We start from the raw sequence: 26382 nt of genomic DNA, 5'->3' as shown, positions 1-26382 counted from the left end.
AAGAACAAGCAGGGCTAAGGATCATGCGCTTTTCCCTTCGCATCAAACTGACACTCATATCCCTGCTGCTGCTGCTTATTCCACTGATTGGATTCCGCTTCGGAGGTATTATCACCCGCGACCTGGTGGAGAGCCGCAAAGAGACACTGCTCTTTTCAGCCAGGGCCGTGGCCTCCGCCCTGACCGGAAGAACGGGCCTGTTCGACCAGGAGCTTTTCCACTCCCTGAATCGCTCCCGCGATCTCTACCTGTTCAAACTCACCAACCCTATCAGGTTGAACGGCAAGACAGACGACTGGATGCCGCAGATCCTGGAAGCTGAAGAATTCGGCGGAGAACACCTGCTGTCTACAGCTGCTCCGCACCCTTATTCCCCCGAATCCCTCCACTTCAAGCACCTGCTTGGCGTTCGTGGTGACCACATCTATGCCGTATTCCTGGTGGCTGACGACAAGGTGGTCTACCGCCCTCCCGGTTCCCTGGGGGTGACCAGGGCAGACCACCTGCAAATCGGAATCGAGGATAGAAACGGCACCCTGAACAGGTATATCGTTTCCACTGCGAATCCCGGCTGGGTCAACGGCTTCCATATGCCGGAAAACCCCGCGCAGCTGTTACCGGTAGTGCTGGAAAAAAGAATCCAGGGTGTCTGGGCGGAAACAGAGGAAGGGTACATCATAGAACTGCGGATACCCAAAGAGATGATCGGCGATAAATTTGCCTTTGCCATCGCTGATGTAGATGATGATGTCAGCAGGGAAGTAAGCTCGGTCATCGGCACAGCCAACCCAAAAACTCCCGAAAAACTCGGCTGGCTGCTCTCCCCGTCGAGGGCTATTGAAGAGATACTCGAATCACTCGGCCGCCCCCAGTCACGCATCCTCATTGTGGACTCCAACCAGCGTGTCCGTGCCAGCTTTGGCTCCCTCACCCCGGATCCGGATCAAACAGAAGTCGTGGAGTCACAACCTGTTGCCGGCCTGCTCAGTTCCCGACTGTTTCAATTCCTGCAGCCTGTTTACCAGCTCTTTACCATCCCTTTCTCCGATGAGTTCCAGACACCGGTGGCCCTGCCGACAACACTGGATATTACCGGTGTCAAGGAAGCATTGCAGGGCAAGACCAGCACCACCAGCTACCGAATTGCCGAGGGCCAGGTCGAGATCATGGCCGCCATCGCCCCGTTACGGGAGCATGAAAAAATTATTGGTGCAGTGGTGGTCGAAAAAACCACCAACTCAATCCTTGCCTTGCAAAACAGGGTAATTGAGGAGTCATTGACTTTTACCATCCTGGCCTTTGTCTTTGCCGCTCTCTGTCTGCTGTTGTTTGCCTCCCGGCTTTCATCACGTATCCGTCATCTGCGTGACCAGGCGGGGAAAGCGATCAGCGAAACCGGGCAGATTCAGGCCCCTTTCACACCAACCGAAAATCGTGATGAAATTGGTGACTTATCGCGAACACTGGCACTTATGCTCCACCAGCTCAAGGAGCAGATCGATTACCGGGAAACCATGGCCGACAATCTCGAGCACGAGATGCGAACCCCGCTGGCCGGTATCTCCGCTTCACTCAAAAATATAAAAAACGAGCTTGAAAACCCACCGGAACGTATTGACCACTACCTGGAGTGGGCACTCACCGATGCCAAGCGACTTGAGGAACTGCTCAGCGCCATTCGCGATGCCACGAACCTGGGCGACGCCCTCGTCCGTGATACCCATGAAGATTTCAACCTGGCCGAAGCACTTCAGGTCTGGCTGCTGCATAGTTGGCAACAGGCATTCCCCGACGTCCGGTTCGAATACAACCAGCCGGCCGAGCCGTGTACAATACACGGAGACCCCGGTCGTATCAGGCAGTTACTGGATAAACTGATCGAAAACGGAGTGAGCTTTCATTACGAAGACACCCCCATCGAGATTCATCTTTCCCGCCGTGACAAAGAGTTGCACCTCTCCATTATCAACCAGGGCCCCCCCATCCCCCACGATCTTCAGGGACAGATTTTCAATTCCATGGTATCAAAGAGGGAAAGTCATGACTCCAGGCCCCACCTCGGGCTCGGACTCTACATCGCCCGCACGATTACCCTCCATCATCGAGGAACAATAGGGGTAGATAATCTTGGCGATGGGCGAGAAGGTGTAGTCTTCACCCTCACCTTGCCCACCGCCTGAATAGTATTGGATTTAAGAAATCATGAAAACCTACCAATCATATCTTTTTGATGCAGACGGTACCCTGTTCGATACAGCGGAACTGATCTGCGACTGCTTTCAGCATGTTGCCATTCAACATACCGACAAGGCCCTCGACCGATCAGCAATCCTCTCTGGCTACGGACTGCCATTGAAAGGCCAGCTCCTCAAACTCCTGGGAACCGATATCGATATAGAGCGGGTCCTTGATGATTACATGGACTACCAGCTGGAAGTGCTGGAAGAACGCATTGTGCCCTTTCCAGGTGTGGTCAAAACCCTTGAAAAAATAAAAAACGCCGGCAAGCAACTCGCCATTGTCACCTCACGCCGACGATACTCAATGGAAAAAATTCTCGACTACACAGGTACGACTCACCTTTTCGACACCGTGGTCACCCCCGAAGATACCCACCTCCACAAACCGGATGCAGCCCCGACCTTACTCGCTATCGAACAGCTCGGAGCCGAGAAGGCAGGGTGCGTTTTTACAGGTGATGCGGAGTTTGACATCCTGAGTGGGTCCGGTGCCGGTATCGATACAGCTTTTGTCGGTTGGAGCCACCTTGATGTGGCAAGTCTTTCCGTTCAACCAACCTGGACCCTCACCTCCATCAATGATATTGCGGCCCCCCTCCCGTAACCCTCGGTTTCCCCTTAACATTACACCAATGTAATGGAAATGCCCGTCGGAAATGGAGTATTCTTTTCCGACACAATGGTCGTTTATGTCAGGTGTGCGTAGCGACACATAGCCCGGATAGGCGAAACAATCTTTGTACTACCCATTTCCAATTGTTATTAACTGAGGATACGAGATGTTTACCAAAAACCAGAAACCGGAGAATGCACCCCCTGTTCCCGATGCCTCCGTCGATGTTACGATACAGGTTGATGAGACCTACCGTTCGATCCAGCAGGTTGGGGACGAAATTGCAGCCACCTCAACCTGGCTGGCACCGCTCAGGCGTGAAATAGGCAAGATGATTATCGGCCAGGAGCATCTGGTGGAAAGACTGCTGGTGGGTATACTGAGCGGCGGACACCTGTTGCTCGAGGGTCTTCCAGGCCTGGCCAAGACCCGCGCCGTAAAGACCCTGGCCCTTGCCATCCAGAGCGATTTCAACCGGATCCAGTTCACCCCGGACATGCTGCCCGCCGATATCATCGGTACCCAGATCTACAACCCACAGCAAACCTCATTTGAGGTGAAAAAGGGTCCGATCTTCTCTTCACTTATCCTGGCGGATGAGATCAACAGAGCACCCGCCAAGGTGCAGTCGGCTCTGCTGGAGGCAATGCAGGAAAAACAGGTGACCATCGGCGACCACACCTTCGGGCTGCCAGAACTGTTCCTGGTGCTTGCCACGCAGAACCCCATTGAGCAGGAAGGTACATATCCATTGCCGGAAGCCCAGATTGACCGCTTCCTCCTCAAAATCGTGGTCGATTATCCCACCATGAGCCAGGAAAGGCAGATTCTTGACGAGCAGGAATCCACAGAGTCCCCGATAAATGTAATACCGGTGGCACGTCCCGAGGATATTCTCGCTTCCCGGAAGACGGTGCATAAGATCTACATGGACGACAAGATCAAGGATTATATCGTCTCCCTGGTCTTTGCCACCCGTGAACCGCAGAATTTCAAACTGGATTACCAGGATTACATCGAGACAGGTGCCTCGCCAAGGGCAACCATCAACCTGAAGCTGGTAGCCAAGTGTCTGGCCTATCTTGCCGGTCGCGGCTACGTCACCCCCGATGATGTGAAGGATGCAGCACTGGACGTTATGCGTCATCGCATCCGGGTGAGTTACGAGGCGGAAGCCGAAGGGGTCACCAGCGAGGATATCATTCGTAAACTGCTCGACACCGTACCAGTACCGTAACACGCACGCATTATGGACCCGAAAATTACCAGGGAAATACTTAAAAAAGTGCGGCAGGTGGAAGTTCGCACCAACCGGCTGGTGAATGACAGTCTTGCCGGAAGCTACCAGTCCGTCTTTAAAGGCCGGGGCATGAACTTCGACGAGGTTCGGGAGTATGTTCCGGGCGACGATATCCGCGCCATAGACTGGAACGTGACCGCCCGCACCTCGGTGCCCCACATCAAGAAATTTACAGAAGAGCGAGAACTGACCATCATCCTGATGATCGATATCTCCGGCTCCGGCGAGTTTGGCTCAACCGAATCGAGCAAGCGGGAAATCATGGCGGAAGTCGGCTCGGTACTCGCTTTTTCCGCTGTCCGGAATAACGACAAGGTCGGGCTCATCCTTTGCACCGATTTTGTGGAGCTTTATATCCCTCCCCAGAAAGGGCGCTCTCATATTCTCCGCGTAATCAGGGAGATTCTCTTCTTCCAGCCGCAGGGAAACCGTACGGACCTGACCGTCCCGCTCGACTTCGTCAACAGGATACGGAAACGAAAGTGTGTTGTTTTCCTTATCTCCGACTTCTGTCTGCCAAACGGCTTTCACGACGCACTTGCAACACTGATCCCCAAAATGCAGGTGAGCAACCGCAGGCACGACCTGATCTCCCTCTCCGTCACCGATCCCCGGGAAATGGAACTGCCCGATGTGGGCTGGATAACCCTGGAAGATGCAGAAACGGGAGAACAGCTGGAGTTAAATACCTCGGATGAACATATTCGAAATCAGTATGCAGCCGATGCCCGTACTCGTCAGGAACTCCTGCGTAAAGGAATCCGTTCTGTCGGTGTCGACCTGCTTGAATTATCAACGGACAGTTCCTATATCACCCCGCTTATCTCGTTTTTCCAATCACGAATGAGGAGGGCCAGCCGATGACTCAGCAGGCTACAGGTGCACCGCCACCATCTTCTCAAACCGCACCGCTGCAGCTTGTAAAACCTCCGGGGCAGACTGCAGACACAACAACTCCTGCAACGCTTCATGACATTCACCCGCCTGTGGACCTGCCGGAACCGGTTCCGTACATCCTTTACGGCTCCATTGTCCTGGCCCTGCTCGTTGCCCTGGGACTCCTGCTCTTCTGGCTACAGAAAAAGAGAACCAAACCAGCACCAGTTATCCCGCCGGGTATCCTGGCCCGAAGCGAACTCATGGAGGCCCGCAGCCTGATTACCGACTCAACAACCCTGAATTATATGAGCAGGGTATCAGACATCCTGCGCCACTATATCGAGGCTCGTTTCAACTTGAACCCTACCCGTCAAACGACCCGTGAGTTCTTCAATTCCAGGGCCATTACAGAACAGGAATCACCACTCACTCCTTACCGTGGTGAATTAAAACAATGTCTTGAAAGTTGTGATCTCGCCAAATATGCCCATCGCGGTGCCCAGGTTTCACAGCTGCAGCAAATGGAAGAGACCATCCTCGGCTTTATTAATACTACTTCGGCCGAAACAGCAGAAAAGGAGGGTATGTAATGCGCTTTCTCTACCCCCACCTCCTCTGGCTTCTTCTTTTTCTCCCGCTGTTGGCCGTACTCCGAGGCAGACAGGGTAAGGCTGCCGCCCTGCTCTTTTCCTCAACCGGTATGGCCGCCTCACTGGCACGTTCAAGGAAAAACGGCCCCCTGAAAATACAAGCAGCACTCAGGTTGCTGACACTGGCATTGCTCATTGTGGCTGCAGCCCGACCTCAACTGGGTAATACCACCACCGAGGTACAGGCCAGCGGGATAGACATCCTCCTTGCCGTCGATGTTTCAGGCTCTATGGAGGCAATGGATTTCAAGCTGAAAGGGGAGCGGGCAAACCGGCTGGAAGTCGTGAAAAATGTACTTAACAAGTTTATTGATGAACGCCCCAACGACCGCATCGGTCTGGTCGCATTTGGTGCCCGGCCCTACCTGGTCTGTCCGCTCACCCTGGATCACAACTGGCTGCTTAAACGGCTGGAAGCACTTTCCATCGGGATGGTTGAAGATGGTACGGCCATCGGCTCTGCGATCGGCAGCGGCATCAACCGCCTGAAAGACCTTGAATCGAAATCAAGAATTATCATCTTGCTTACCGATGGCTTAAACAACGCAGGCCAGGTGTCACCGTTAATGGCTGCAGAAGCAGCTGAAACCGTTGGTGTAAAGGTATATACCATTGGTGCAGGAACCCGGGGGGAAGCGCCCATGCCCGGCAGGGACATTTTCGGCAGGCAGCGAATGCAAATGGTACGGGTGGATATCGATGAAGAGACACTCTCCCAAGTTGCTGAAAAGACCGGTGCCCAATACTTCAGGGCCACAGATACCAAATCGCTGACTTCCATTTACGATGAGATCAACCGAATGGAGACGACGACCAGAAGTATCAAGAAATTTGAGAATTACCGTGAACTGTTTTCTTTTTTGGCCACAGCTGCCCTGGTCTTTCTGGGGCTTGAGCTCTACTTGAAGAGAAACCAGCTGCCCTAATCCAAAGTTCTCTAGAACAATCATCGTCTGAACGGACGAGGAACCCGGGCGACTACTGCAGGCTCATCGCTGTTGAACCTGTTATTAAACAACCTTTAGAACAATCGAACGCAATGCAGTTTGCCTCCCCCATATGGATAGTTATCGGCCTGGTTGCCTGTACAGGCCTCACTCTGCTGCTCTACCGGCTGGAACGACAAAAGCGTCAAAAACTCGAGATATTTGCGGGAACCCGGCTAGCCGGGAAGTTGACACGAAATGTCTCTTCCCCCCTGCGAAGGGCTAAAGCACTGCTGCTCGTGGCCGCCCTGTTTATGATCTTCCTGGCGCTGGCTCGTCCCCAGTACGGCTTCAGGTGGGTTGAGGTAAAGCGTAAAGGAATCGATATATTATTAGCCCTGGACACCTCCCGCTCCATGATGGCGCGGGACCTCAAGCCAAACAGGCTGGAACGGGCTCGTCTCGGGATACTCGATTTTATTTCCGGGCTTGAAGGCGACCGAATAGGCCTGATGCCTTTTGCCGGAGCCTCCTTTCTCATGACCCCGCTCACCCTCGACTACACAGCCTTTGAGACCTCACTGGTCAGTATCGATACTACGGTTATCCCATATGGGGGAACCAATATTACAAGGCTGATTCAGGAAGCGGAGAGCGTCCTCAACAACGACGCCAACCACAAGATCCTGATATTACTAACAGATGGGGAAAACCTCGAAGGCGATGCTGTAGAGGCCGCTAAAAAAGCGCAGGAAAGCGGCCTGACAATCCACACTGTCGGTATCGGTACACCGGGTGGCGAACTTATTCCCCTGCCCCAAAGTGAAGGATCGGGGTTTGTAAAAGACCAGGAAGGCCGCTATGTAACCAGTCGGCTTGATGAAGAGACCCTCAAAGAGGTGGCCAAGGCAACAGGCGGTATCTATACACCTCTTGGCAACAGTGGTGAGGGGCTGGAAAAGATATACCAGGAGAAACTGGCATTGATTCCCAAGGAAGAACTGGCCGAACGAAAACACCGGGTTCCGCTCGAGAAGTTCGGTTATCCTCTTGCTGCCGCCCTCATCCTTCTTATCATTGAATGGATCGTACCGGAACGAAAGACCTCGCCAACACGGGCACTTAGTGCCATCACCTCGAAAAGTCGCCGGTTGAGAAAGCTTTTTGCCATCTTACTCAGCCTCTCTTTCCTTTCGGCTTCGACGACACTTACCCGAGCCTCAGAAGGAGAAAAAGCATATCAGGAAGGCAATTATATCGCTGCTTCTGAATGGTATACTGAAATGCTTGAGAAAGACCCGGATAATCCGAAGCTGCATTACAATTTCGGTACCAGCGCCTACAAAAACAACATGTACGACGATGCCATCGCCTCTTTTTCCCAGGCCCTGAAAGGAAACGACCTGGAACTTCAGGCCAGGGCATACTACAACAGGGGAAATGCCTATTTCAAAAAAGGTGAATCAACCATGCAGGCCAACCCGAAGGAAACCACGAAACAGTGGGAACAGGCAATCAGTTCCTATGAAGGTGCCCTCGAGCTGAATAGTGGAGATCTTCTGGCAAAAGAAAACCTCCGGTTTGTTCGTAAAAAACTGGAAGAACTGCAACAGCAGATGCAGAATCAGGAAAACAACCAACAGGAGAACGAGCAGAAGCAAAACCCGGACCAGGAACAGGACGAGAATCAGGAAAATAAACAGGGAAGCAAGAGGCAACAGCAACAGGGGACCGAGGAACAAAAGCAACCGAAAGAGAATAACCAATCCCCTGATGAAAACGGTGACGATACAACAGGGCAAGAGAACAACCACGAGCAGGAAGCCGGAGGTCAGCAGCAACACGACAACCCAGACGAGCAGAAACCAGAGCATGGTGCGCAACCGGCCCAACCCCAGAATGAAAACGGCGAAGATTCCGGTGCAGCCGCATCACAACAACAGGCGGCAGAGGCTGAAGAAACAGATCAGATGAGTAAGGAGGAGGCTGAAAACCTGTTGAACCTCATGAAAAGCAACGAAGGGGAACTCAATTTCGTTCCCCGGTTCGAACAACAGCAAAACTCAGGGAGGAACTGGTAATGAAGAAAACAATCCTTCTTCTGGGACCGCTGCTCCTCCTGATCCTTTCACCGCTTCTGTCGTATGCAGAGGTTACCGTCAGTGCAACCCTGTCCCCTATAAGTTTTCCTGTCGACAGGCCGGGAAAACTTGCGATCACCATCAGCGGGACCAAAAAAGCGAGTCTCGATATGCCCCGGATTGATGGTGTCGATTTTGTCTACCGCGGACAATATAGCCAGGACTCGAATATCAACGGTGAAGTCACCCTCTCACTTACCGCCACCTACTCGATTCATCCGACAAAGGCTGGAAAATATACGCTCCCCCCTATCACGATCACAACCGGCTCGAAAACCCTTGCCACAGAACCAATCGAGTTCGAAGTAACCAGCACCGGTTCCTCATCCCCACAGAGCCAGGATGGTGCTCTTTCCGACCAAGGTGGCCAGGCAGGTGCTGACAAACCTTACATGGCTATTGAAAACCTGCAGAATAGCCATTATGTCGGTGAAGTTATCCCCATCAGAGTGCGCGCATTCTTTCCACAGGGCATGCGTATCAGCCAGATCAGTTACCCCCGCCTTATAGGTGAGGGGTGTGTTATCCCGCAACTCAAGGAAGATCCGATCCAGCGCCAGGAAACCGTTAAGGGGGTTCCGTACACCACCCTTACCTGGGAGACCGAGCTCACCCCGGTGAAGGAAGGAGAGCACCCTCTGCACCTTGAAATGGACGCGGTGCAGATTATCCAGCAAAGAAGAACATCCACGTCCATGTTCGGCAGCCAGTCTCCTTTTGGCAATGACCTGTTCGATGACTTCTTCGGTACCGCCCGGAAACAACAGCTCCATGTCACCAGTACCCCACAACTCCTCAAGGCAATGCCGCTGCCTGATGAGGGGCGTCCCGCCGATTTCACCGGTACGGTGGGTACCTTTGAAATTGAAACTGCCGTCAGTCCGCAACAGGCAGAGGTGGGTGAACCACTCAGCATGACAATCATTATTAGGGGTGTCGGTAATATCGACGGTGTCGAGCCACCATCCTTCCCCGCCTCACCAGATTGGAAAGTCTACACCCCCGTCCCCCTTGATGAAGACACCACCGAGGCAACTAAAAGGGGAGAAAAACGTTTCGAGCAGGCGATAGTTGCCAAAAGTGATAAGGTTATCGAACTTCCTGCGCTGCGCTTTAGTTATTTTAACCCCAATACAAAACAATACGAAACGGCACAGTCTGCACCACTGCCCCTCACTATTACGGGGGCCAAACAGTCCCCACCCACCCCTGTCAGCGCCACTGAGGAGCCTGTTGAAAAACAACTGGATACGCCGGCTGCCGATCCGGTCAACGGGTTGGCCCCACTGCACTTCCGGCTGGGTGAACCCGTTGAGAGAATCCGGCCCCTCTTTATGCAGAAGATCTATCTTGCGGGTGTCATATTGCTGATTGTACTGATTGCTGCAGCAGCCCTCCTTCACCGCTCCCGAACAAGCGCTCCCACGCCGGAAGAGTCCGCCAAAAAAAGAATTACCGCGCTCCGTTTGTCCATGACAAAGCTTGAAGAGCTGGCCACCGAAAGTCCGTTGTCGTTCCTGGCGGGGCTCCGTCAACTCATTCGGGATCAACTTGGCGAACTCTGGAACTGTCCTCCTGAGGCCATCACCCGAAATGATATCCAACGTAAACTTGAAAACAGATCACCTGAGCTTCTCAGTATTTTCAATATAACAGAAGATGCGGCGTACGGTGGTACACTGCCGGATAAGGCGACCATGGGTAAGTATCTTCAAACAGTCCGGAATGAGCTGGAGAAACTGATATGAAAACATCACACTTCTTTTCATTTCTCGTCCTTTTACTGCTGATACATCCCTGGCATGTCCAGGCTGAAAATGGAGCAGAACAACTCTTTAATGAGGCGGGCTCTGCCTATAGTAAAGGTGACTATGGAAAAGCGGGTGAACTATATGAAAAGATAACTGAGGTCTATGGATTCAGCCCCAGTGTCCTCTACAACCTGGCAAACAGTTATGCCGCTTCCGACAGGATCGGCAAGGCTATTCTCAACTACGAGCGTGCCGCAAGGCTGGCACCGGGCGACTCGGATATCATCAACAACCTGCAGGTCGTCAAGACCCGGGAAGGTCTCTTTGATCATGAACAGTCCATACAGGACATGTTCATAAGCATGTTAAGCATAAACCAATGGTCCCTGCTTGGTTTCTTTGCCCTGGCTGTTATTGCCGTTGTGATGCTGCTCAGATTACAAAAGCCCGTGTCGCGTATTACGATCACTGCCCTTAACAGCCTCTGCGTATTGATGGTAATTGTATCCGTTTACTGCGTATATGGAAACTACCGGGCATGGGCCGGCTATATCGTGATCACCCCGGATAGCCGGTTGATGATCTCTCCCTTTACCGGTGCCGCCTCGGCTGGCGACATCAAGGCTGGCCGCAAGGTGTATATTCTGGAGAAACACCGCGATTTTATCTACGTGCGGGACGAAGGAGGGCGCAAAGGCTGGCTCCCTGAAAATGTTCTTGAACCGATAATTCCACCTGGCTGATGGTACGGGGCCGACAACACTACATGTTGCCGGTCATATACTGTACCACCGAAACGGCAGCCAGTGTAGCAGTCTCGGCCCGCAATATACGAGAACCGAGAGACACGGAGATAAAGCCAGCCTGCTCCGCCAAAACAGCCTCCTCCCCCGTTAGGCCCCCCTCAGGCCCGAGCAGGATTACGACACGCTCAAGGTTATCCTTCACCTCGATATCATGAAGGGTTCGGGTTTGCTCTTCTTCCCAGAAGAGCAGCTTCAGGGAAGATTCAACCGGCAGACTACTGAACTCCTCAACCACAGCAGCATAATCAGCCGCCCGATCCAGCGCCATCAGGTCAGGTCTCATACACTGTTTACACGCAGCCTCAACGATGCGGTGAAACCGGTCGTGCTTTTTCCCTTCCCTGAGATCATCAAGTTTTCCCTGGCAACGGGAACTGGCAAAAGGAATAAACCTGTTAACACCAAGTTCCGTACATTTCTGCACCACGGTATCCATCTTTTTGCCTTTCAACAGCCCCTGACCGACAATAAGCTGCAGAGAGTCCTCACCTGGGTGGGACAGGGAGATAACTTTCGCAACAACTGATGTCCCGACCTCCGTGAGAACCGCCGAATAGACGGCCCCCTGCCCATCAAGAAGTTCGACCGCATCACCCACCGAGAGCCGCAATACTCTGGAAATATGACGTGATTCACTGGCGGGCAGGGTTATCACATCCCCCCCGCCATATGTTGCTGTGTGTTCAAAGAAAAACCGCCTCATAGTACAATTCTCACCAAGATCCCTCTATTTGCTCTCCAGTATAATTCCATATGGAAACCATCCCCCTCTATCTGCCTTAACTCAAGAAGAAATGACGTTAAACCATAATCTAACGAAAATGCCTTACAAACAATTCGAGTTTGACAAATACTGAATAATACCGTATTTATCCCAAATAATAAATCATCACCCCGTTAGGTAAATCCGCAGAAATTGTCCACAGCACTTGCCCTTTATGCAGAATGAGCGAAGACTACAGGAACGTTTTTTCCTGAACCTGAAAGCCAGGATTTCATACAGTTTTATCAATGAAGCCTCCGACCAGGCTGTTGAGGCTGTTGCTGCCAATATCAGCTCCGGCGGTGCTTTTCTGAAAACAGCGCAACCGCTACCACCATCGAGCAAGGTGCAGGTCGAGTTCCTTATCTCTTTTGATGAACTGAAGAAACTCAAGTTCATCCTGCCAGTGGAAACCCTTAAATCACTAAAAGAGGACCAGGTTTGGGTAAAAACAACAGGGATTGTCATACGCAGTGATGAGCGCGGCGTTGCCATAATTTTCGATCAGAACTACCAGATCAGCCCTCTGCAGCCTGCTGGCGATATCAACCTGGAGCACTCTTCTTTTTAAGACAAAGTGCCGCCCACTCATCCTGTTCCTCCCTCCCTGTCAATTCAAACCCTTCTGCCTCAAAATGGTTGGTAATATTGTCGGCCTGTTTCTCCCTGAGAATACCGGACAACACCAGAACCCCGCCAGCCCTGGTCAAACGACAGAGATCCCCTTTCATCTGCAGAAGGACATCATGGATAATATTAGCTACAACCAGGGAATAAGCACCCTTCACATTTTCAAGAGCTGTTGTTTCGACATCAATTTTATGCTCCAGCTTATTCAAGCGGACATTTGCACCAGCTGCATCAACAGCCACCGGATCATTGTCAATCCCTAAAACATTCCCTGCTCCCCAGAGCGCTGCTGCCATGGCAAGTATTCCAGTGCCCGTCCCCACATCGAGAACAGTTGCCCCGTTTGAGGCATTTCTTCTCAGGTAATCCCTGATAAAAGTCATACACAGGCTGGTGGTGGCATGATGACCTGTACCAAAAGCCATTCCGGGATCCATCTCGATAACCTTTTCATTCCCCACCGGGGTATACTGCTCCCAGGTCGGCTTAATGACCAGCCCTGGAATAATGGCAAAAGGTCGAAAATGAGCCTTCCAGTTCAGGCTCCAATCTTCCTCCTCAAAAAAGGCAACATCCAGTTCCGGGACCGAAACCTCGAATATTGAGGCCAGCTCCCGCAGATGTTTAGAAACCCCGGAGACCAGGTCAGCAACCTCTTCACGGTTATCAGCATCACCCACGATAAAGGCCTGGAGGATATGCTCAGTCATATCATCTTCAATTGAAACTTCTACGGCAGCATCCAAAACGCCTACCAGATAATCCGCGATAGCGTCGGTAAGGTTGAGGTCACAGACGATGGTCAATTTTATGCGCTTTTCTTCTTTATTTATATCCATTCCCATTTAATATTTCCGTATTACTACATGGTGATCAATTATCGACAGGCGGCCGGTAAACGCGGACAGGAATCAACAGAACCTGTTTTGATTGTTTCAAATTTTTCTACAACTCCCTGCTCATCCTTTTTTTGCACAGGAACACCATTAAGGAGGAGAACCAGGCCGGAGATATCCAGTCGACGCAGAAGTGGATTCAACCCTAAAACGGAATCACGTCTTTTTCCATAATCCAGAAGTACATCGAGATCTTCATACTTGTCATCAATCCAATAGTGATCGCGCCCTGCTGTAAAACAACGCCCATATATCCTAACAGAAGGTGGTACAACAGTGCGATGCAGATTTACCAGCCTTCCCCAGAATATCACGACCTCACGAAAGCCTTCGGTGTCCATGAAACCGTTTTTTGTTACAACCTCTGCTGTGCCAAGTTTCAGGACCATTTCCTGTCTGAATCTTTCTTCAGGACTAAAGGCCTTTGCATTGGTCCGTTCATCAACAAGAGGATAGGTGTCACATCTCCCTGTCGACGCATGATACTCAACCAGCTTGAGTTGTTCGTAATCGATAATCAACAGTGAATCCGGACTCTGCACTACTGTTTTATGCTTTCCGACATACGACGTTATTATTTTTCCGCCCGCAGTCGAACTGTCAGTTGATTCAAAAATGAAAACCAAATCGGTCATCTCCCCCCCGCTCACCACCGTTGACACAGCCATGAACAAAACCAAGGCCATAAAGGTAATCACAACATTTATTGTTACTCTCATGGAAGCAACCTGAATCGTTAAGGCTTGCGAATATACGGTGTGTAGTTACTTTATCTGATAGTGGATAACAACACCCAATACCTTATCAGTACGAACCATGATAAACCATCACCTTGTATACGGCACGTTAAACGATTATCTCAACTCAGAAGAGTTAATAGATACCGATGACGAACGATATAGACAAAAATTAAGCCGCATGATGGTGGAAGAGAAAGGGTATGCTCCTGACGAACTGACTCCCAGACGATACATTGAAACCCTCTTCGCCCGCAGCTTTGTTCGTTCCACCATAGAACTGACGGTCACGCTATCCGGCAGGGATTTCATGATACTCAGGTATGGCCCGGGATCTCTGGTCAGCCGGGAACGCGCCGCCATCGCTGCAGCGCGGGTTCTCAATAAGGAGTATCGTATTCCTCTTGCCGTTGTCACCAACGGTGAAGATGCCGAGCTCCTCGATACAACGACTGGCGCAATTCTTCAATACGGGTTACAGGCAATTCCGGAGCGAACCAGAGCCCAAAAATGGCTGTCCGATCTCAAATTCCTCCCTCCCCAGGATCCAGACAAAAGAGAGAGGGAAATGCGGATTCTTAATGCTTTTGATGTTGAAAGATGCTGCCTTTAACCGGGATTTTTCATGAACAATGTGTTGATTGGTTTCTAATCTACGCATTGGCTGGCATTTAAAATCGTGCTGTCCATTTCCCAATGATACACAGAGTGTTCACAAGAAGTTTAGGTCAGGAACCCAAATACTAACTTCCAGTCATTTTTCAATCAAATTGATTAACAATATTCACCTGAATCAAATAAAAAACTAATATAAATAATTCACCGACAGTGCTGACAGAATTATTTACAAAATTTCATGATAAGTGTAACATGGTTGTCTTATGACGGAATCACACGAAGACTCCGTATTTATAGTTGATACACCTTCCACGACTAATTTTTAGAGTACAGGATACCTACATGACTGCACATCAAAATAACTGGACGAAAACGAGCTGGAAAAATGTTACCGCTCACCAACAACCCAACTGGCCGGACGCAAAAGCTGTTGACGAAGTCCTGGGAGATCTTGAAAAACTCCCCCCCCTGGTCTTTGCCGGTGAGATAAGATCATTAAAAAAGCTACTTGCCAAGGCGGTTACCGGTGATGCCTTCCTGCTTCAGGGTGGCGATTGTTCGGAGGATTTTTCCAAGGTTACAGCCCCAACCATCAGAGAGACCCTCAAGGTTTTATTGCAGATGGCTGTTGTCCTCACCTATGCTGGCAGGAAACCCGTTGTAAAGGTCGGACGAATAGCCGGACAGTTTGCCAAACCCCGATCAGCAGACACCGAGACCCGTGACGGTGTGGAGTTACCATCCTACCGTGGAGATATGGTCAACAGGCCGGAGTTCACAGAAGAGGCACGGATACCGGATCCTCAAAACATGATGCGTGGATACAATATGGCGGCGTCGACACTCAACCTGTTACGGGCATTTACCCGTGGAGGTTTCGGCTCACTGCAGCGAGTTCAGGCATGGAACCAGGAATTTGTAGCCCAGTCACCGCTCGGTCGCTCCTACGCCCGCATGGCAAAACAGATTGACCAGGCCATCAAGTTCATGGAAACAATCGGTATTCCGACAGATAATCCCCAGATCAACCAGACACAGTTGTTCACCTCCCATGAGGCATTGCTGCTCGGATATGAAGAGGCACTGACCAGGGTCGACTCCACAACCGGGGACTGGTACAACTGTTCCGCTCATATGCTCTGGATCGGCGAGAGAACCCGACAACTGGATGGCGCCCATGTTGAATTCTTGCGAGGTGTGCTCAACCCGATCGGTATCAAGATAGGGCCAACATACGATATCGACAACATCAAGCAACTAGTCTCGACACTCAATCCGGAAAACGAAGCCGGACGCATCACCCTTATCACCCGACTCGGCCTGAAGAATGTCGAAAAGGTATTACCGCCCCTGCTCAGGGAAATGAAAAGGGAAGGGCTTAATATTGTTTGGAGCTGTGATCCGATGCACGCCAACACCTATACGGCAGAAACCGGACACAAGACCAGAAGCTTTAACGATATTCTTTCCGAAATCACCTGCTTTTTCGAGGCACACTGGTCTGAAGGAACCATTCCCGGCGGCCTTCATATTGAAATGACCGGCGAAAATGTTACCGAGTGTACCGGTGGTGCAAGAAATATTATCGACGAAGAACTGGCCAATAATTATCTCACCACCTGTGATCCGCGCCTTAACGCAGAGCAGAGCCTCGAGGTTGCATTCCAGATCGCAGACATGATTCGCTCCTAGCACAGCCCTGACGAACCCAGGAATCTCTTTCTCTCCACGCGGACCAGTTTATTAACGGGTCCGCGTTTTTTGTTTTCCCTGTTTTTCCATTATTACATTTCAGTAATCTTTCTTGACCCTCTCATCGAACGATATAGTGTTTCACGTGACACACGTGAATTTATGAACAGTTGTGCTTCAATAAACAATTAAAGAGGAGATTACTCATGTTCAAGGAAAAAACACTACCTCCCTATCTTCTTGCCCTGCCCGCCCTGTTATTGGCCGTGCTGCTACTGGCAACTGCAAGCCAGGTGAGAGCTAAATCGTTACTCAACGATAACGGATTTGTTGATATCGTCAAAAAGGCCAACCCCGCTGTTGTACATATCCGGGTTGAACAATCTGTCTCATCAGGTAATTACGGCCAGCAATTTGACGAAATGTTCAATAACCCATTTTTTGAGAGGTTTTTCGGACCCCAGTTCCGCCAGAACCCACAGCGCCAAAAACAGCACAAGCAACAAGGGCAAGGCTCAGGGTTTATCATCAGCAATGATGGTTACATCCTGACCAACAACCACGTCGTGGACAAGGCTGACAAAATCACCGTATTCCTCTCCGACGAACGCGAATTTGAAGCAACCCTGGTCGGCTCAGACCCGCAGTCGGATGTGGCCTTAATCCGTATTGAAGACGGTGGCAACCTGCCGACTCTGCCACTTGGAGATTCAGACGCCCTGGAGGTCGGAGAATGGGTTATCGCCATCGGCAACCCCTTCGGTCTCAGCCAAACAGTAACTGTTGGTGTGGTCAGCGCCAAGGGACGCAGCAGTGTCGGCATCAACGAGTATGAAAACTTTATCCAGACTGATGCCGCCATCAATCCCGGCAACTCTGGTGGACCGCTCCTCAATATCGAAGGTGAGGTTATCGGTATCAACTCTGCTCTCTTCTCAAGAACGGGCGGCTATATGGGCATCGGTTTTGCTATCCCGGTCAACATGGTCAAGTCTATCCAGGATCAGCTGAAATCTAGCGGTAAGGTAACCCGGGGCTGGCTTGGAGTTATTATCCAGGATATCGATAAAGATCTTGCCAAGTCTTTTGGCCTGAAGAAAGCTGAAGGAATTTTGATAAGTGAAGTCCAACCGGGATCACCCGCTGAAGATTCCAGCATCCAGCAAGGTGATGTACTCCTTCGCTTGAATGGTACCGCCTTACAAAATACCGCGGACCTGCGCAATAGAGTAGCCCTGCTGTTGCCGGGTTCCACCGCTGAGCTTGACATCATTCGTGACGGTAAGGAGCGAACAATCAAAGTAAAGATCGGTGAGAGACCGGACAACCTTAACCAGGCTGCAGACTACAGCAACGACAACGATACCCTCAAGAAATTCGGCCTCGGTTTCCAGGAACTGACTCCTGAACTGGCAGAACGGTTTGGGTTCCAGGATAAGCAGGGTGTTGTCGTATCACATGTTGAGCCAGGGAGCCCTGCCTCAGCAGCAGGAATGCGTCCCGGACAACTGGTTGAAGAGGTGAATAAGGAGATTGTGAAAAATATGGACGATCTCAGCAGGGTCATCTCCGCTTCTTCAGACGATAAACGGCTCCTCTTGCGGGTCCGGACAGGATCATACAGCCAGTACGTTGTCCTGGTTGCCGAGTAACGATTCTTCCCCTCCCCAAAACAACAAAAGGCCGGTACATAAACCGGCCTTTTGTTGTCTGTTTTTTAATCCAAGGTTGGGTTACAGGCGAGTCTTGGCTATCTCCTCAAATATTTTCATGATTATCGGAAATCTTTTCAGGTCCTCACCCGATATTCGCCGTATCACCACATTGGTCTCAGCCTTTACAGTCGCTGTTCGTCGCCCCTCGCCGGTAAAGTAGGCAATCTCACCGAAGATCGTTCCCGCCGACAGCACAGCAATATGCTCACCCTTTTCGTTGATGGTCCGCACCTCACCCCAGTCAATAAAATAGACGCCGTCCGGTTTATCATTAATGGTGATGATCTCCTCTCCCTTTTTGCGCCACTCGAGATGAAAACAATTCTCCCAACTGGTATCGACCACCAGGGCATGATAAAACTCCTGGTTCATCGCCTTGAGAAGTTCGCTGGAAAGATGAAAAATGCGTGAACCAAGGGTGGAACGCTTTTTATCGGAAAGCCGCATACCCTTGTCCATAAACCCTTCTTCCGGCATAGGATTTTCACGGATATATTCAAGGATTCTCTCGATAGATTTATCCTCGGTCCCGGTAAGCTCCTTAAACAACTTCTGAACCGCCACCAGTTTCTCCCTCACCTTGGGAAAATCAGGGGCCACCAGCTGTTGGCTGATTCCGGAAAAAAGAGCCATCGCCTTGTTCTTCTGTTCGATAAACTCCTGCAACTGATCTTCGTCTACACCCAATGGAACATTGTGCAGCCCTGGTTTATAAATAGTGAAGACCTGCAGGGGGCGGGCGAAGCTTTTCAATGAGACCTTTCCGATACTCACCAGATACCCGGCTTCCTGATTCTGGTTCATGGCGACATCGTAATCCATCAACAGGGTTGTGCCAAAAAAATCACATAGCTGTTCAAGGCGGGTGGCAACCGACATACTGGCCCCGAACTTGAGATTCCTGTCACCGAACCAGGACTCAATAATGTCTCCAAGAAACAACCCCATCCGGGTAGAAGACCACAACTCGTCCTTGATAGCCCTGGAAAGGGCCAGAGCTGCCTTCAGTGCGCGAACACACACCTCACTGCGCCCTTCCCCTTCACGTTTATCAAAAACGCAAATAGCCCCATCTCCGGCCAGAATTTCCATATCCACCGGTCTGAACTCCGGCACATCCACAATGGCGCGCATGGTGCTGTGATAGTCTATTACAAAATCACGTACCTCTGCAGGCCGCATTCGCGCCGTAGCCGACGAATAACCGACCATATCACTCATCAGGATTACGACTTCCCGTTCCTGATCTTCCGCCCTGTCTGATTTCACAGGGTTTTGATTATCCCACACACTTTACCCCGGTATCAAGAATTTGTTCAGTAAGCGCCTGCTTAATGCAAGCATTTCATTTCCTCTCCTGAAACTGCTCATCTGCCTGAACGTCGTGTTGCAACCTTATTATGTAACCCCAGAGGTGACTGATGACCGATATCGATCATCTGCCTGAGGTAAATAATCAAGTCACGCCCCAAACCAGACCAGAGTACTGAGTTTCAGGATGAAAATTACTTAGGTAGGATACCAATTATGAATGCGGCAACAATTACACCGACAAAAATTATCGCGACATTAAAACATACCGAAGGATCTTCATGATGCTCGTGCTCGTGATGTTCGTCAGACATTTCTACCCCCAAAGATTTATTAGCTTACTCAACCCTTTTTACAGGATGTGGTAGTTCCCTTATCTCAGTTAAACACTATTTCGAGTAGTTCCTGCAAGCTTGATACGCCAATTAGCTCAATATCTGAAGTCTCAGGAAGCCGGTCCTTCCCGCTTTTAGGCAAGATAAACCTTGTAAAACCGAGTCGTTCAGCCTCCCGAACCCGGATATCAAGTTGTCCCACCGCCCGCACTTCACCAGCCAGCCCGACCTCTCCGCATACAACGGTTGTGGAAGGGATAGAGCGTTCAAGGAGGCTGGAGGCGAGGGCGCTTATCACACCAAGATCTAGTGCCGGTTCGTCAATGCGTATGCCACCTGCGATATTTAGAAATATATCATGCCCATAAAGATCCATCCCACCTTTTTTTTCCAACACCGCACAGAGTAGAGACAAACGGTGGGGGTCGGCACCTATGGCGGTCCTCCTCGCTGTACCCAGATTGGTCGGGCTGACCAGTGCCTGAACCTCTACCAGTATCGGGCGAGATCCTTCGACGCTTGGCATAACAACGGATCCCGGCTCATCCAATGGGCGCTCGGCCAGAAAGATCTCAGAAGGATTGGTTACCTGAACCAGCCCTTCCTGCTTCATTTCAAAAACCCCTATCTCGTTGGTTGAACCAAAGCGGTTTTTCACCGTGCGCAGGATTCTGAAGGCGTGGCTCCTGTCTCCTTCAAAATAGAGAACGGTATCAACCATGTGCTCCAGCACCTTTGGTCCCGCGATGGACCCTTCCTTGGTTACGTGACCCACCATGACGATCGGAATATTTTCTCGTTTGGCCGCCTCAATAAGCCTGTATGCAGACTCCCTGACCTGGGAAACGGAGCCAGGTGCAGAGGCTATGTCCGAGCATACGAGGGTTTGGATCGAGTCAACAGCCACAAGAGCCGGTCGCATCTGTACCGCCGTGGCAATGATAGTATCAACCTCGCTCTCTGTGGCAAGGAATTCCCTGGGATGAATGGCGTTAAGCCGTTTTGCCCTCAACTTTATCTGGCGGGACGATTCCTCACCCGACACATAGAGTACATCAAGGTCCCGCGAGGCAACAGCCGCAAGCATATGCAGGATTATGGTGGACTTGCCGATTCCCGGCTCCCCACCTATAAGAGTTACTGAACCCGGTACAATTCCTCCGCCAAGAACCCTGTCGAGTTCGGATATTCCCGTGGCTGTGCGCTCTTCATCCCCATCGGGAGCCTGATCCAGCGGAACCGGTTGTATGGCACCCTTTAAGGACCCTAATGAGACGGAAGGTGCCTCTTCAACCAGGGTGTCCCACTCACCGCAATCCGGGCATTTTCCCAGCCATTTTCTGCTGCGGTAACTGCACTGCTGACACCGGAACAAGGCGTTATGTTTCTGTTTCTTTTTTATATTCATGTGTTAAATCTATATTAAGCAGAAAAAAAAGTCACGGTTCCCCTTTACTGTCAGCGAGAAAGGAATACATTTGCCGTAACCTGTTTTTTTTATTCACTTGAACCTTACCTGTAACATCATTTTTCACTTATCACCATGCAGAACAGATCACTCCCCCACCCTCCCGAGTGGTACACGATCAGCTACTCACTCGGTTTTATGCTTAAACGAAAACGTCTTCTCGGCTGGAGCCTGTTGCTCTTTTTGGCAACGGTCGGGATTACTGCCGCCGGCTTCGACCTCAGTACCGATTATATAGACAGCATTGCCGGTCAATTCCTATCATCCCCTCCCGATTCGTCAACGATATGGGGGATGGTAAAGTATAAGGCATGGACAGCAGGGAAATACCTCTTTCTTATTATAACCCGCATTGTTTCCTTTTATCTCGCCTTCCTGATCGCCTACTGTTTAACCAGCCCAGGTTATGTGTTCCTGTCTATTGCCGCTGAAAAAATCCACGCTGGCAAAGAGTTTATCCCGGATGAGAATATCAGTATTAAATATATCCTGCTCGACCTCTTCGAAGGAATCAAAATCGGACTATTCGGCGTCATCATTACCGTGGTGGCCCTGATGATGAATTTTATCCCGCTTATTGGCCAGGCCGCCGTATTTCTTGTTTATACCTATTACTCAGCACTGATGTTTATTGATTATCCTGCCTCGCGAAAGCACTGGTCACTTGGCCAAAAAATAGGCTGGATTCGCAACCACTCCTCTGATGCCTTCAGGCTTGGCCTAGTCCCTGCAATAATAAGTATGATACCGCTCCTGAACATTTTTCTGCTTTCTTTACTCTTCCCGCTGTTAACCATTCACTCAACCCTCAACTTCTGTGCTATTGAATATGCAGACGCCAACCAGCAGATGAAATCCTAAAAATACAGGTGTGGCATGGGCTTCGAAATTGAAAAAAAATTCCTGATCAAAAACGATAGCTGGAAAATCGGCGCAATCGGTACCGCCTATCGTCAAGGCTACCTGAGTGGTGATAAAGGGCGGACTGTGCGGGTTCGCACCGTTGGATCAACCGGTTTTATTACCATCAAAGGTCCCACTCAAAACGGCAGAAGGCTGGAGTACGAATACGAGATACCAGAAAGCGACGTGCAGGAGATGCTGGAGACACTCTGTCTCAGTCCCATAATTGAAAAGGTTCGATATTTGGTTGATTATAAAGGTTTTACCTGGGAGATCGATGTTTTTTCAGGTGTCAATGAGGGGCTTATAGTGGCAGAAATTGAATTGGAATCCATTCATCAGGATTTTGCTCTGCCCCCCTGGGTTGGCCAGGAAGTCACCGATGACCCCAGGTACTATAATTCCAACCTGTCACGCCACCCATTCCAACTCTGGAAGGACCACAAAGAATAACGGTTTCAAATAAGCTCTGCCAGCACCGAGTTCAGCACCAGTCGCCCTTTCTGGGTGGCCCTAAACCTGGTAGGGGTAAACTCTACGAATCCCGCAGTTAGTAGTGGAATGAGTATTTTTCCATAATATTGCTGCAGGTCTATACCAAAACGTTCTGCGAGTTCCTTCGGAGATATGCCTTCAGTCATGCGCATCCCCATCATGACGGTCTCCCTGAATGATGCCTCAAGACCAAGCTGCTCCCTATAGGCCACAACATCCTTTCGCTTCTCAATTAAATCACAGTACAGTGCTGGGTCCTGTACCCTTTGCTCCCTGAAACCCGCAATAAAAGAGACTGCAGCAGCACCCACCGCAAGATAGTCCTTATTGTGCCAATACGTGACATTATGACGACATTCGTAACCAGGCTGACAATAGTTTGAAATCTCATACCTTTTACTCCCAGCGTGGAGAGTTGCCTCTTGATTGTACTTATCCATGGAGAGAACAGTTTCGTCACCCAGTTCTTCAATATAGCCTTTCTTCTTTCGGTGGTAGAGGGGAGTTCCTTCTTCAAAAGAGAGTTGGTAGAGGGAAAGATGCTTTGGCTGCAATGAGAGCCCGGTTTCCAGATTATACTTCCAGTCATCCAGTGATTGGCCAGGAATTCCATACATCAAATCGATGCTCCAGTTCAAAAAGCCTGCCGCTTTGGCCGAAGCAACGGTAGCTATGGCTTCGCTTGCGGTATGACATCGGCCCAGGAACTGCAACTCACTGTCAATAAAGGACTGGACACCTATGGATAAACGATTGAATCCAGCATTGTATAAGTCACAGAGACGCTGCGTATCCACCGTACCCGGATTTACCTCAACAGAGATCTCCAAGGTATCGTCTAGTCTAAAATTATTTTTACAGGCAGCAAGGATTTTTTCCAGTTGTCCCCCTCCCAGAACTGTCGGGGTTCCTCCACCAAAAAAGATGGTAGACAACCTGACCCTTTCACCATAGTGTTTCGCTTTGTCCTGTAACTCCTTTACAAGACAATTTGTATACCTTTCATGAATTGCCTCAAGTCCACAGTATGAACTGAAAGAGCAATAGTTGCATTTTGACTTGCAAAAAGGAATGTGGATATACAGGGCCGAAATCATTTTAACCGGTCAGGCTTTGCGACAACTGTCGGCACTCGCCTGCAATGTCCTGCATCATACCGGTATCAGCAAAACTGAAAACTCCGCTGCCAATAATGAGATGGTCCAGCAATTGGATCTGAAGCATGGAACAGAGGTGGAATATCTTTTTGGTGAGGTCAACATCAGGTGGCGATGGTGTTAGTGACCCGGAAGGATGATTATGAGCGAGGATTACCGCCGCGGCGTGATGATCCAAACATTTCTTGACCAACTCCCGCGGGTATACCGTATTGACATTCAGTGTTCCTTCCGCCACAGTTTCTGAATCAATAACCGCATGGCTGGAATCAAGGTATATGACATTGAGCACTTCACGTTTTAACCCTCGCATTGAATGCTCTAAGTATTCGCGAACATCTTTTGAAGAGTGAAGATAACGTTTCCCTTCTAAACGCTGTTTAAGGTACCGACCAGCAACAGACTGAACAAAGGTTATGGCAAAGCTGTTTTTAGGTCCCACGCCCTTCACCACCTCCAGGGATGAAACGGGTGTTTCCATGACAGCCGATAAGCTACCGAAAGTTTTAAGTAACTGTCTGGCTGGTTCTTTACAATCAGATCTAGGGGTACCAAAAGAGAGCAGCAGTTCGAGAACCTCTATGTCATTCAGCGACTCCAGTCCTCTATCCAGGAACCGGTCGCGAAGTCGGGCGCGATGTCCTGCACCTTTTTCCTGCCACTGCTTTTTGTCCACCTGCGTTAATCCTTGAAAATAAGATTATTCTGAAAGTGCCTTGGTAAACAATTCATTGGCGAGTTTTGGATTTGCCTTCCCTTTTGTTTGTTTCATGAGTTGTCCGACGAAGTACCCCATCAACTTTGTTTTACCTTCTTTGAACTGCTGCGCCTGCCCTGGATTTGCGGCAACTATTTCTGCCACAATCGCCGACAACTCTCCCTCGTCTGAGACCTGCACAAGATTTTTCTCTTTGACAATAACCGCCGGGTCTTTGCCGGTCTCCATCATCTCCGGGAATACCGTCTTGGCAATTTTTCCACTAATGGTTCCTTTCTCAACCATAACCAACAGCTCTCCGACCTGCTGTGCCGTCGGTTTACACGACTCTATGGATTCACCTTTAAGTTCACGAAGCAGTTCAGTCATGATCCAGTTAGATGCCTTCTTGGTGTTGGCTCCGGTCTTGACCATCGTTTCAAAATAGTCAGCCAGCTCCCTTTCACCTGTTAATATTCCCGCATCGTATTCAGGTAATTCATAGTCATGAACGAATCTTGCCTTTCTTTCATCCGGAAGTTCAGGCAAACATTCCCGAACCCTCTTTATCCATGCTTCGTCAACTTCAACTGACACCAGATCAGGACATGGAAAATACCTGTAATCATGGGCATCCTCCTTACCACGCATCGATTCAGTTCTGTTTGTGTCCGGATTCCAGAGCAAGGTCTCCTGGACAACCTCTTCACCATCAAGCAGGATATCGCGTTGTCTGCGTACCTCGTATTCCAAGGCCTTCTGCACATTCCGGAAAGAGTTCATATTCTTGAGTTCGGTTCTTGTACCTAATTCCTCCTGCCCTAGAGGGCGGAGGGATATGTTGGCGTCACAACGAAAGCTTCCCTCCTGCATATTTCCATCGCAGATATCGAGATACCTTAAAATTGCGTGTATTTTTTTAAGATAGGCATAGGCCTCTTCCGGTGAGCGCATATCCGGTTCCGAGACAATCTCAAGCAGAGGTGTACCCGTCCTGTTCAGATCAACATAGGAATTCGGCTCATGTTCATCATGAATCAGTTTCCCGGCATCCTCTTCCATATGCATACGGGTTATACCGATTTTCTTAACCTCATCATCCACAACTATCTCTACAGATCCATGCTCAACTATAGGCAGATCAAATTGTGAGGTCTGATATCCTTTGGGCAGGTCTGGATAAAAATAGTTTTTTCTCGCAAACTGATTCGATGAACGGATTGTTGAACCAGTCGCAAGACCCATCTTAATTGCATATTCGACTACTTTTTTATTTAGTACAGGCAGCACACCCGGTAGTCCCAAACACACAGGGCAGGTTTGGGTATTGGGCGGCGCACCAAACGAGGTTGAACAACCGCAAAATATTTTAGTTTTCGTTTTCAGCTGCGCGTGAATTTCAAGACCAATAACTGTTTCAAATTGCATGACAATATTCTCTTTTACACTTTACATTCGATTGTATTAGCAGGGACATCAAGTTACATTCTAATTTTCATACTCAACATTGTAAAATGTGTCTGCGGTAAAATCGTAAATGTTCCTCGAAATTGAACAAATTTCCAGACTTTTCAAGGTAACACTTTACCAAATGACATGACCCAGCAGAAGACTGCATAACGAGTTGACCTTTGGTGAAGAAAAACGCCATCTCTGGTC

The 26382-nt window shown here is 49.9% G+C and carries 23 protein-coding genes; 15 read left to right on the top strand and 8 right to left on the bottom strand.

All coding sequences use genetic code 11. The annotated features are described in order from the left end of the window. The first annotated feature begins 23 nt into the window (after positions 1-23). From GA520_RS24115 to GA520_RS24075, 9 genes are all read left to right on the top strand, one after another. Positions 24-2180, top strand: coding sequence for an ATP-binding protein (locus tag GA520_RS24115; protein WP_163335966.1), 2157 nt, complete (start codon positions 24-26; stop codon positions 2178-2180). Positions 2181-2202: 22 nt separating this feature from the next. Next, the gene (locus GA520_RS24110) at positions 2203-2844 is read left to right on the top strand and encodes an HAD family hydrolase (RefSeq protein WP_163335965.1); all 642 of its coding nucleotides are present in this window, start codon (positions 2203-2205) and stop codon (positions 2842-2844) included. A 175-nt stretch (positions 2845-3019) separates the two neighbouring features. Then, positions 3020-4090, top strand: a complete 1071-nt coding sequence (locus GA520_RS24105; protein WP_163335964.1) for a MoxR family ATPase — start codon at positions 3020-3022, stop codon at positions 4088-4090. A gap of 12 nt (positions 4091-4102) precedes the next feature. Next, positions 4103-5017 (top strand): DUF58 domain-containing protein, encoded by a 915-nt coding sequence (locus GA520_RS24100; RefSeq protein WP_163335963.1) that lies wholly within the window; start codon positions 4103-4105, stop codon positions 5015-5017. Then, entirely contained in the window at positions 5014-5622 is a 609-nt protein-coding gene (locus GA520_RS24095) for a hypothetical protein (RefSeq protein ID WP_163335962.1), read from the top strand. The genes GA520_RS24100 and GA520_RS24095 overlap by 4 nt, the downstream gene beginning before the upstream one ends. Continuing rightward, complete coding sequence (locus GA520_RS24090) at positions 5622-6608, top strand: VWA domain-containing protein (RefSeq protein WP_163335961.1); 987 nt, start codon at positions 5622-5624, stop codon at positions 6606-6608. The genes GA520_RS24095 and GA520_RS24090 overlap by 1 nt, the downstream gene beginning before the upstream one ends. 113 nt (positions 6609-6721) lie before the next feature. Next, positions 6722-8689 (top strand): VWA domain-containing protein, encoded by a 1968-nt coding sequence (locus tag GA520_RS24085; RefSeq protein WP_163335960.1) that lies wholly within the window; start codon positions 6722-6724, stop codon positions 8687-8689. Next, positions 8689-10497, top strand: a complete 1809-nt coding sequence (locus tag GA520_RS24080; protein WP_163335959.1) for a BatD family protein — start codon at positions 8689-8691, stop codon at positions 10495-10497. The genes GA520_RS24085 and GA520_RS24080 overlap by 1 nt, the downstream gene beginning before the upstream one ends. Beyond that, positions 10494-11243 (top strand): tetratricopeptide repeat protein, encoded by a 750-nt coding sequence (locus GA520_RS24075; protein ID WP_163335958.1) that lies wholly within the window; start codon positions 10494-10496, stop codon positions 11241-11243. The genes GA520_RS24080 and GA520_RS24075 overlap by 4 nt, the downstream gene beginning before the upstream one ends. A 19-nt stretch (positions 11244-11262) precedes the next feature. Here the strand turns inward: GA520_RS24075 and GA520_RS24070 are convergent, their stop codons facing one another. Then, positions 11263-12009 carry a 16S rRNA (uracil(1498)-N(3))-methyltransferase gene (locus GA520_RS24070; RefSeq protein ID WP_163335957.1) on the bottom strand — a complete coding sequence of 249 codons (747 nt, stop codon included), beginning with the start codon at positions 12007-12009 and terminating at the stop codon, positions 11263-11265. Between the two features lie 235 nt (positions 12010-12244). Between GA520_RS24070 and GA520_RS24065 the strand changes: the two genes are divergently transcribed. Next, the gene (locus GA520_RS24065; protein ID WP_163335956.1) at positions 12245-12640 is read left to right on the top strand and encodes a PilZ domain-containing protein; all 396 of its coding nucleotides are present in this window, start codon (positions 12245-12247) and stop codon (positions 12638-12640) included. Here the strand turns inward: GA520_RS24065 and prmA are convergent. Together prmA and GA520_RS24055 are read right to left on the bottom strand one after the other, a co-directional pair. Further along, positions 12615-13544, bottom strand: coding sequence for a 50S ribosomal protein L11 methyltransferase (gene prmA, locus GA520_RS24060; protein WP_163335955.1), 930 nt, complete (start codon positions 13542-13544; stop codon positions 12615-12617). The genes GA520_RS24065 and prmA overlap by 26 nt on opposite strands. Before the next feature lie 32 nt (positions 13545-13576). Further along, positions 13577-14314, bottom strand: coding sequence for a hypothetical protein (locus GA520_RS24055; RefSeq protein ID WP_163335954.1), 738 nt, complete (start codon positions 14312-14314; stop codon positions 13577-13579). A 97-nt stretch (positions 14315-14411) separates the two neighbouring features. Between GA520_RS24055 and GA520_RS24050 the strand changes: the two genes are divergently transcribed. From GA520_RS24050 to GA520_RS24040, 3 genes are all read left to right on the top strand, one after another. Then, positions 14412-14945 carry a type I restriction enzyme HsdR N-terminal domain-containing protein gene (locus GA520_RS24050; RefSeq protein WP_163335953.1) on the top strand — a complete coding sequence of 178 codons (534 nt, stop codon included), beginning with the start codon at positions 14412-14414 and terminating at the stop codon, positions 14943-14945. Between the two features lie 347 nt (positions 14946-15292). Beyond that, complete coding sequence (locus tag GA520_RS24045) at positions 15293-16642, top strand: class II 3-deoxy-7-phosphoheptulonate synthase (RefSeq protein WP_163335952.1); 1350 nt, start codon at positions 15293-15295, stop codon at positions 16640-16642. Between the two features lie 206 nt (positions 16643-16848). Further along, the gene (locus tag GA520_RS24040; protein WP_163335951.1) at positions 16849-18294 is read left to right on the top strand and encodes a DegQ family serine endoprotease; all 1446 of its coding nucleotides are present in this window, start codon (positions 16849-16851) and stop codon (positions 18292-18294) included. Positions 18295-18375: 81 nt separating this feature from the next. Here the strand turns inward: GA520_RS24040 and GA520_RS24035 are convergent, their stop codons facing one another. Beyond that, complete coding sequence (locus GA520_RS24035; RefSeq protein WP_163335950.1) at positions 18376-19647, bottom strand: cyclic nucleotide-binding domain-containing protein; 1272 nt, start codon at positions 19645-19647, stop codon at positions 18376-18378. Between the two features lie 399 nt (positions 19648-20046). Further along, a complete protein-coding gene (radA, locus tag GA520_RS24030; protein WP_163335949.1) occupies positions 20047-21411 on the bottom strand; it encodes a DNA repair protein RadA in 1365 nt (454 codons plus the stop codon). A gap of 135 nt (positions 21412-21546) precedes the next feature. Between radA and GA520_RS24025 the strand changes: the two genes are divergently transcribed. Continuing rightward, on the top strand, positions 21547-22332 hold the full coding sequence (locus GA520_RS24025) for an EI24 domain-containing protein (RefSeq protein ID WP_163335948.1): 786 nt from the start codon (positions 21547-21549) through the stop codon (positions 22330-22332). 15 nt (positions 22333-22347) lie between these two features. Further along, entirely contained in the window at positions 22348-22827 is a 480-nt protein-coding gene (locus GA520_RS24020) for a CYTH domain-containing protein (protein WP_163335947.1), read from the top strand. Positions 22828-22832: 5 nt separating this feature from the next. Here GA520_RS24020 and hemW read toward each other — a convergent pair whose 3' ends face one another. From hemW to gatB, 3 genes are read right to left on the bottom strand one after another with little or no spacing between them, the layout of a single operon-like run. After that, complete coding sequence (gene hemW / locus GA520_RS24015) at positions 22833-23966, bottom strand: radical SAM family heme chaperone HemW (protein WP_163335946.1); 1134 nt, start codon at positions 23964-23966, stop codon at positions 22833-22835. A 1-nt stretch (position 23967) separates the two neighbouring features. Beyond that, the gene (radC, locus tag GA520_RS24010) at positions 23968-24702 is read right to left on the bottom strand and encodes a DNA repair protein RadC (protein ID WP_163335945.1); all 735 of its coding nucleotides are present in this window, start codon (positions 24700-24702) and stop codon (positions 23968-23970) included. A gap of 24 nt (positions 24703-24726) precedes the next feature. Continuing rightward, entirely contained in the window at positions 24727-26151 is a 1425-nt protein-coding gene (gene gatB / locus GA520_RS24005; protein ID WP_163335944.1) for an Asp-tRNA(Asn)/Glu-tRNA(Gln) amidotransferase subunit GatB, read from the bottom strand. Between the last annotated feature and the right edge of the window lie 231 nt (positions 26152-26382).

It is taken from the genome of Desulfopila sp. IMCC35008, assembly GCF_010646885.2.
Classification (GTDB): Bacteria; Desulfobacterota; Desulfobulbia; order Desulfobulbales; family Desulfocapsaceae; genus Desulfopila.
Note: the sequence above shows the minus strand (reverse complement) of the source record. Positions and strands in the feature narration are given on the sequence as shown.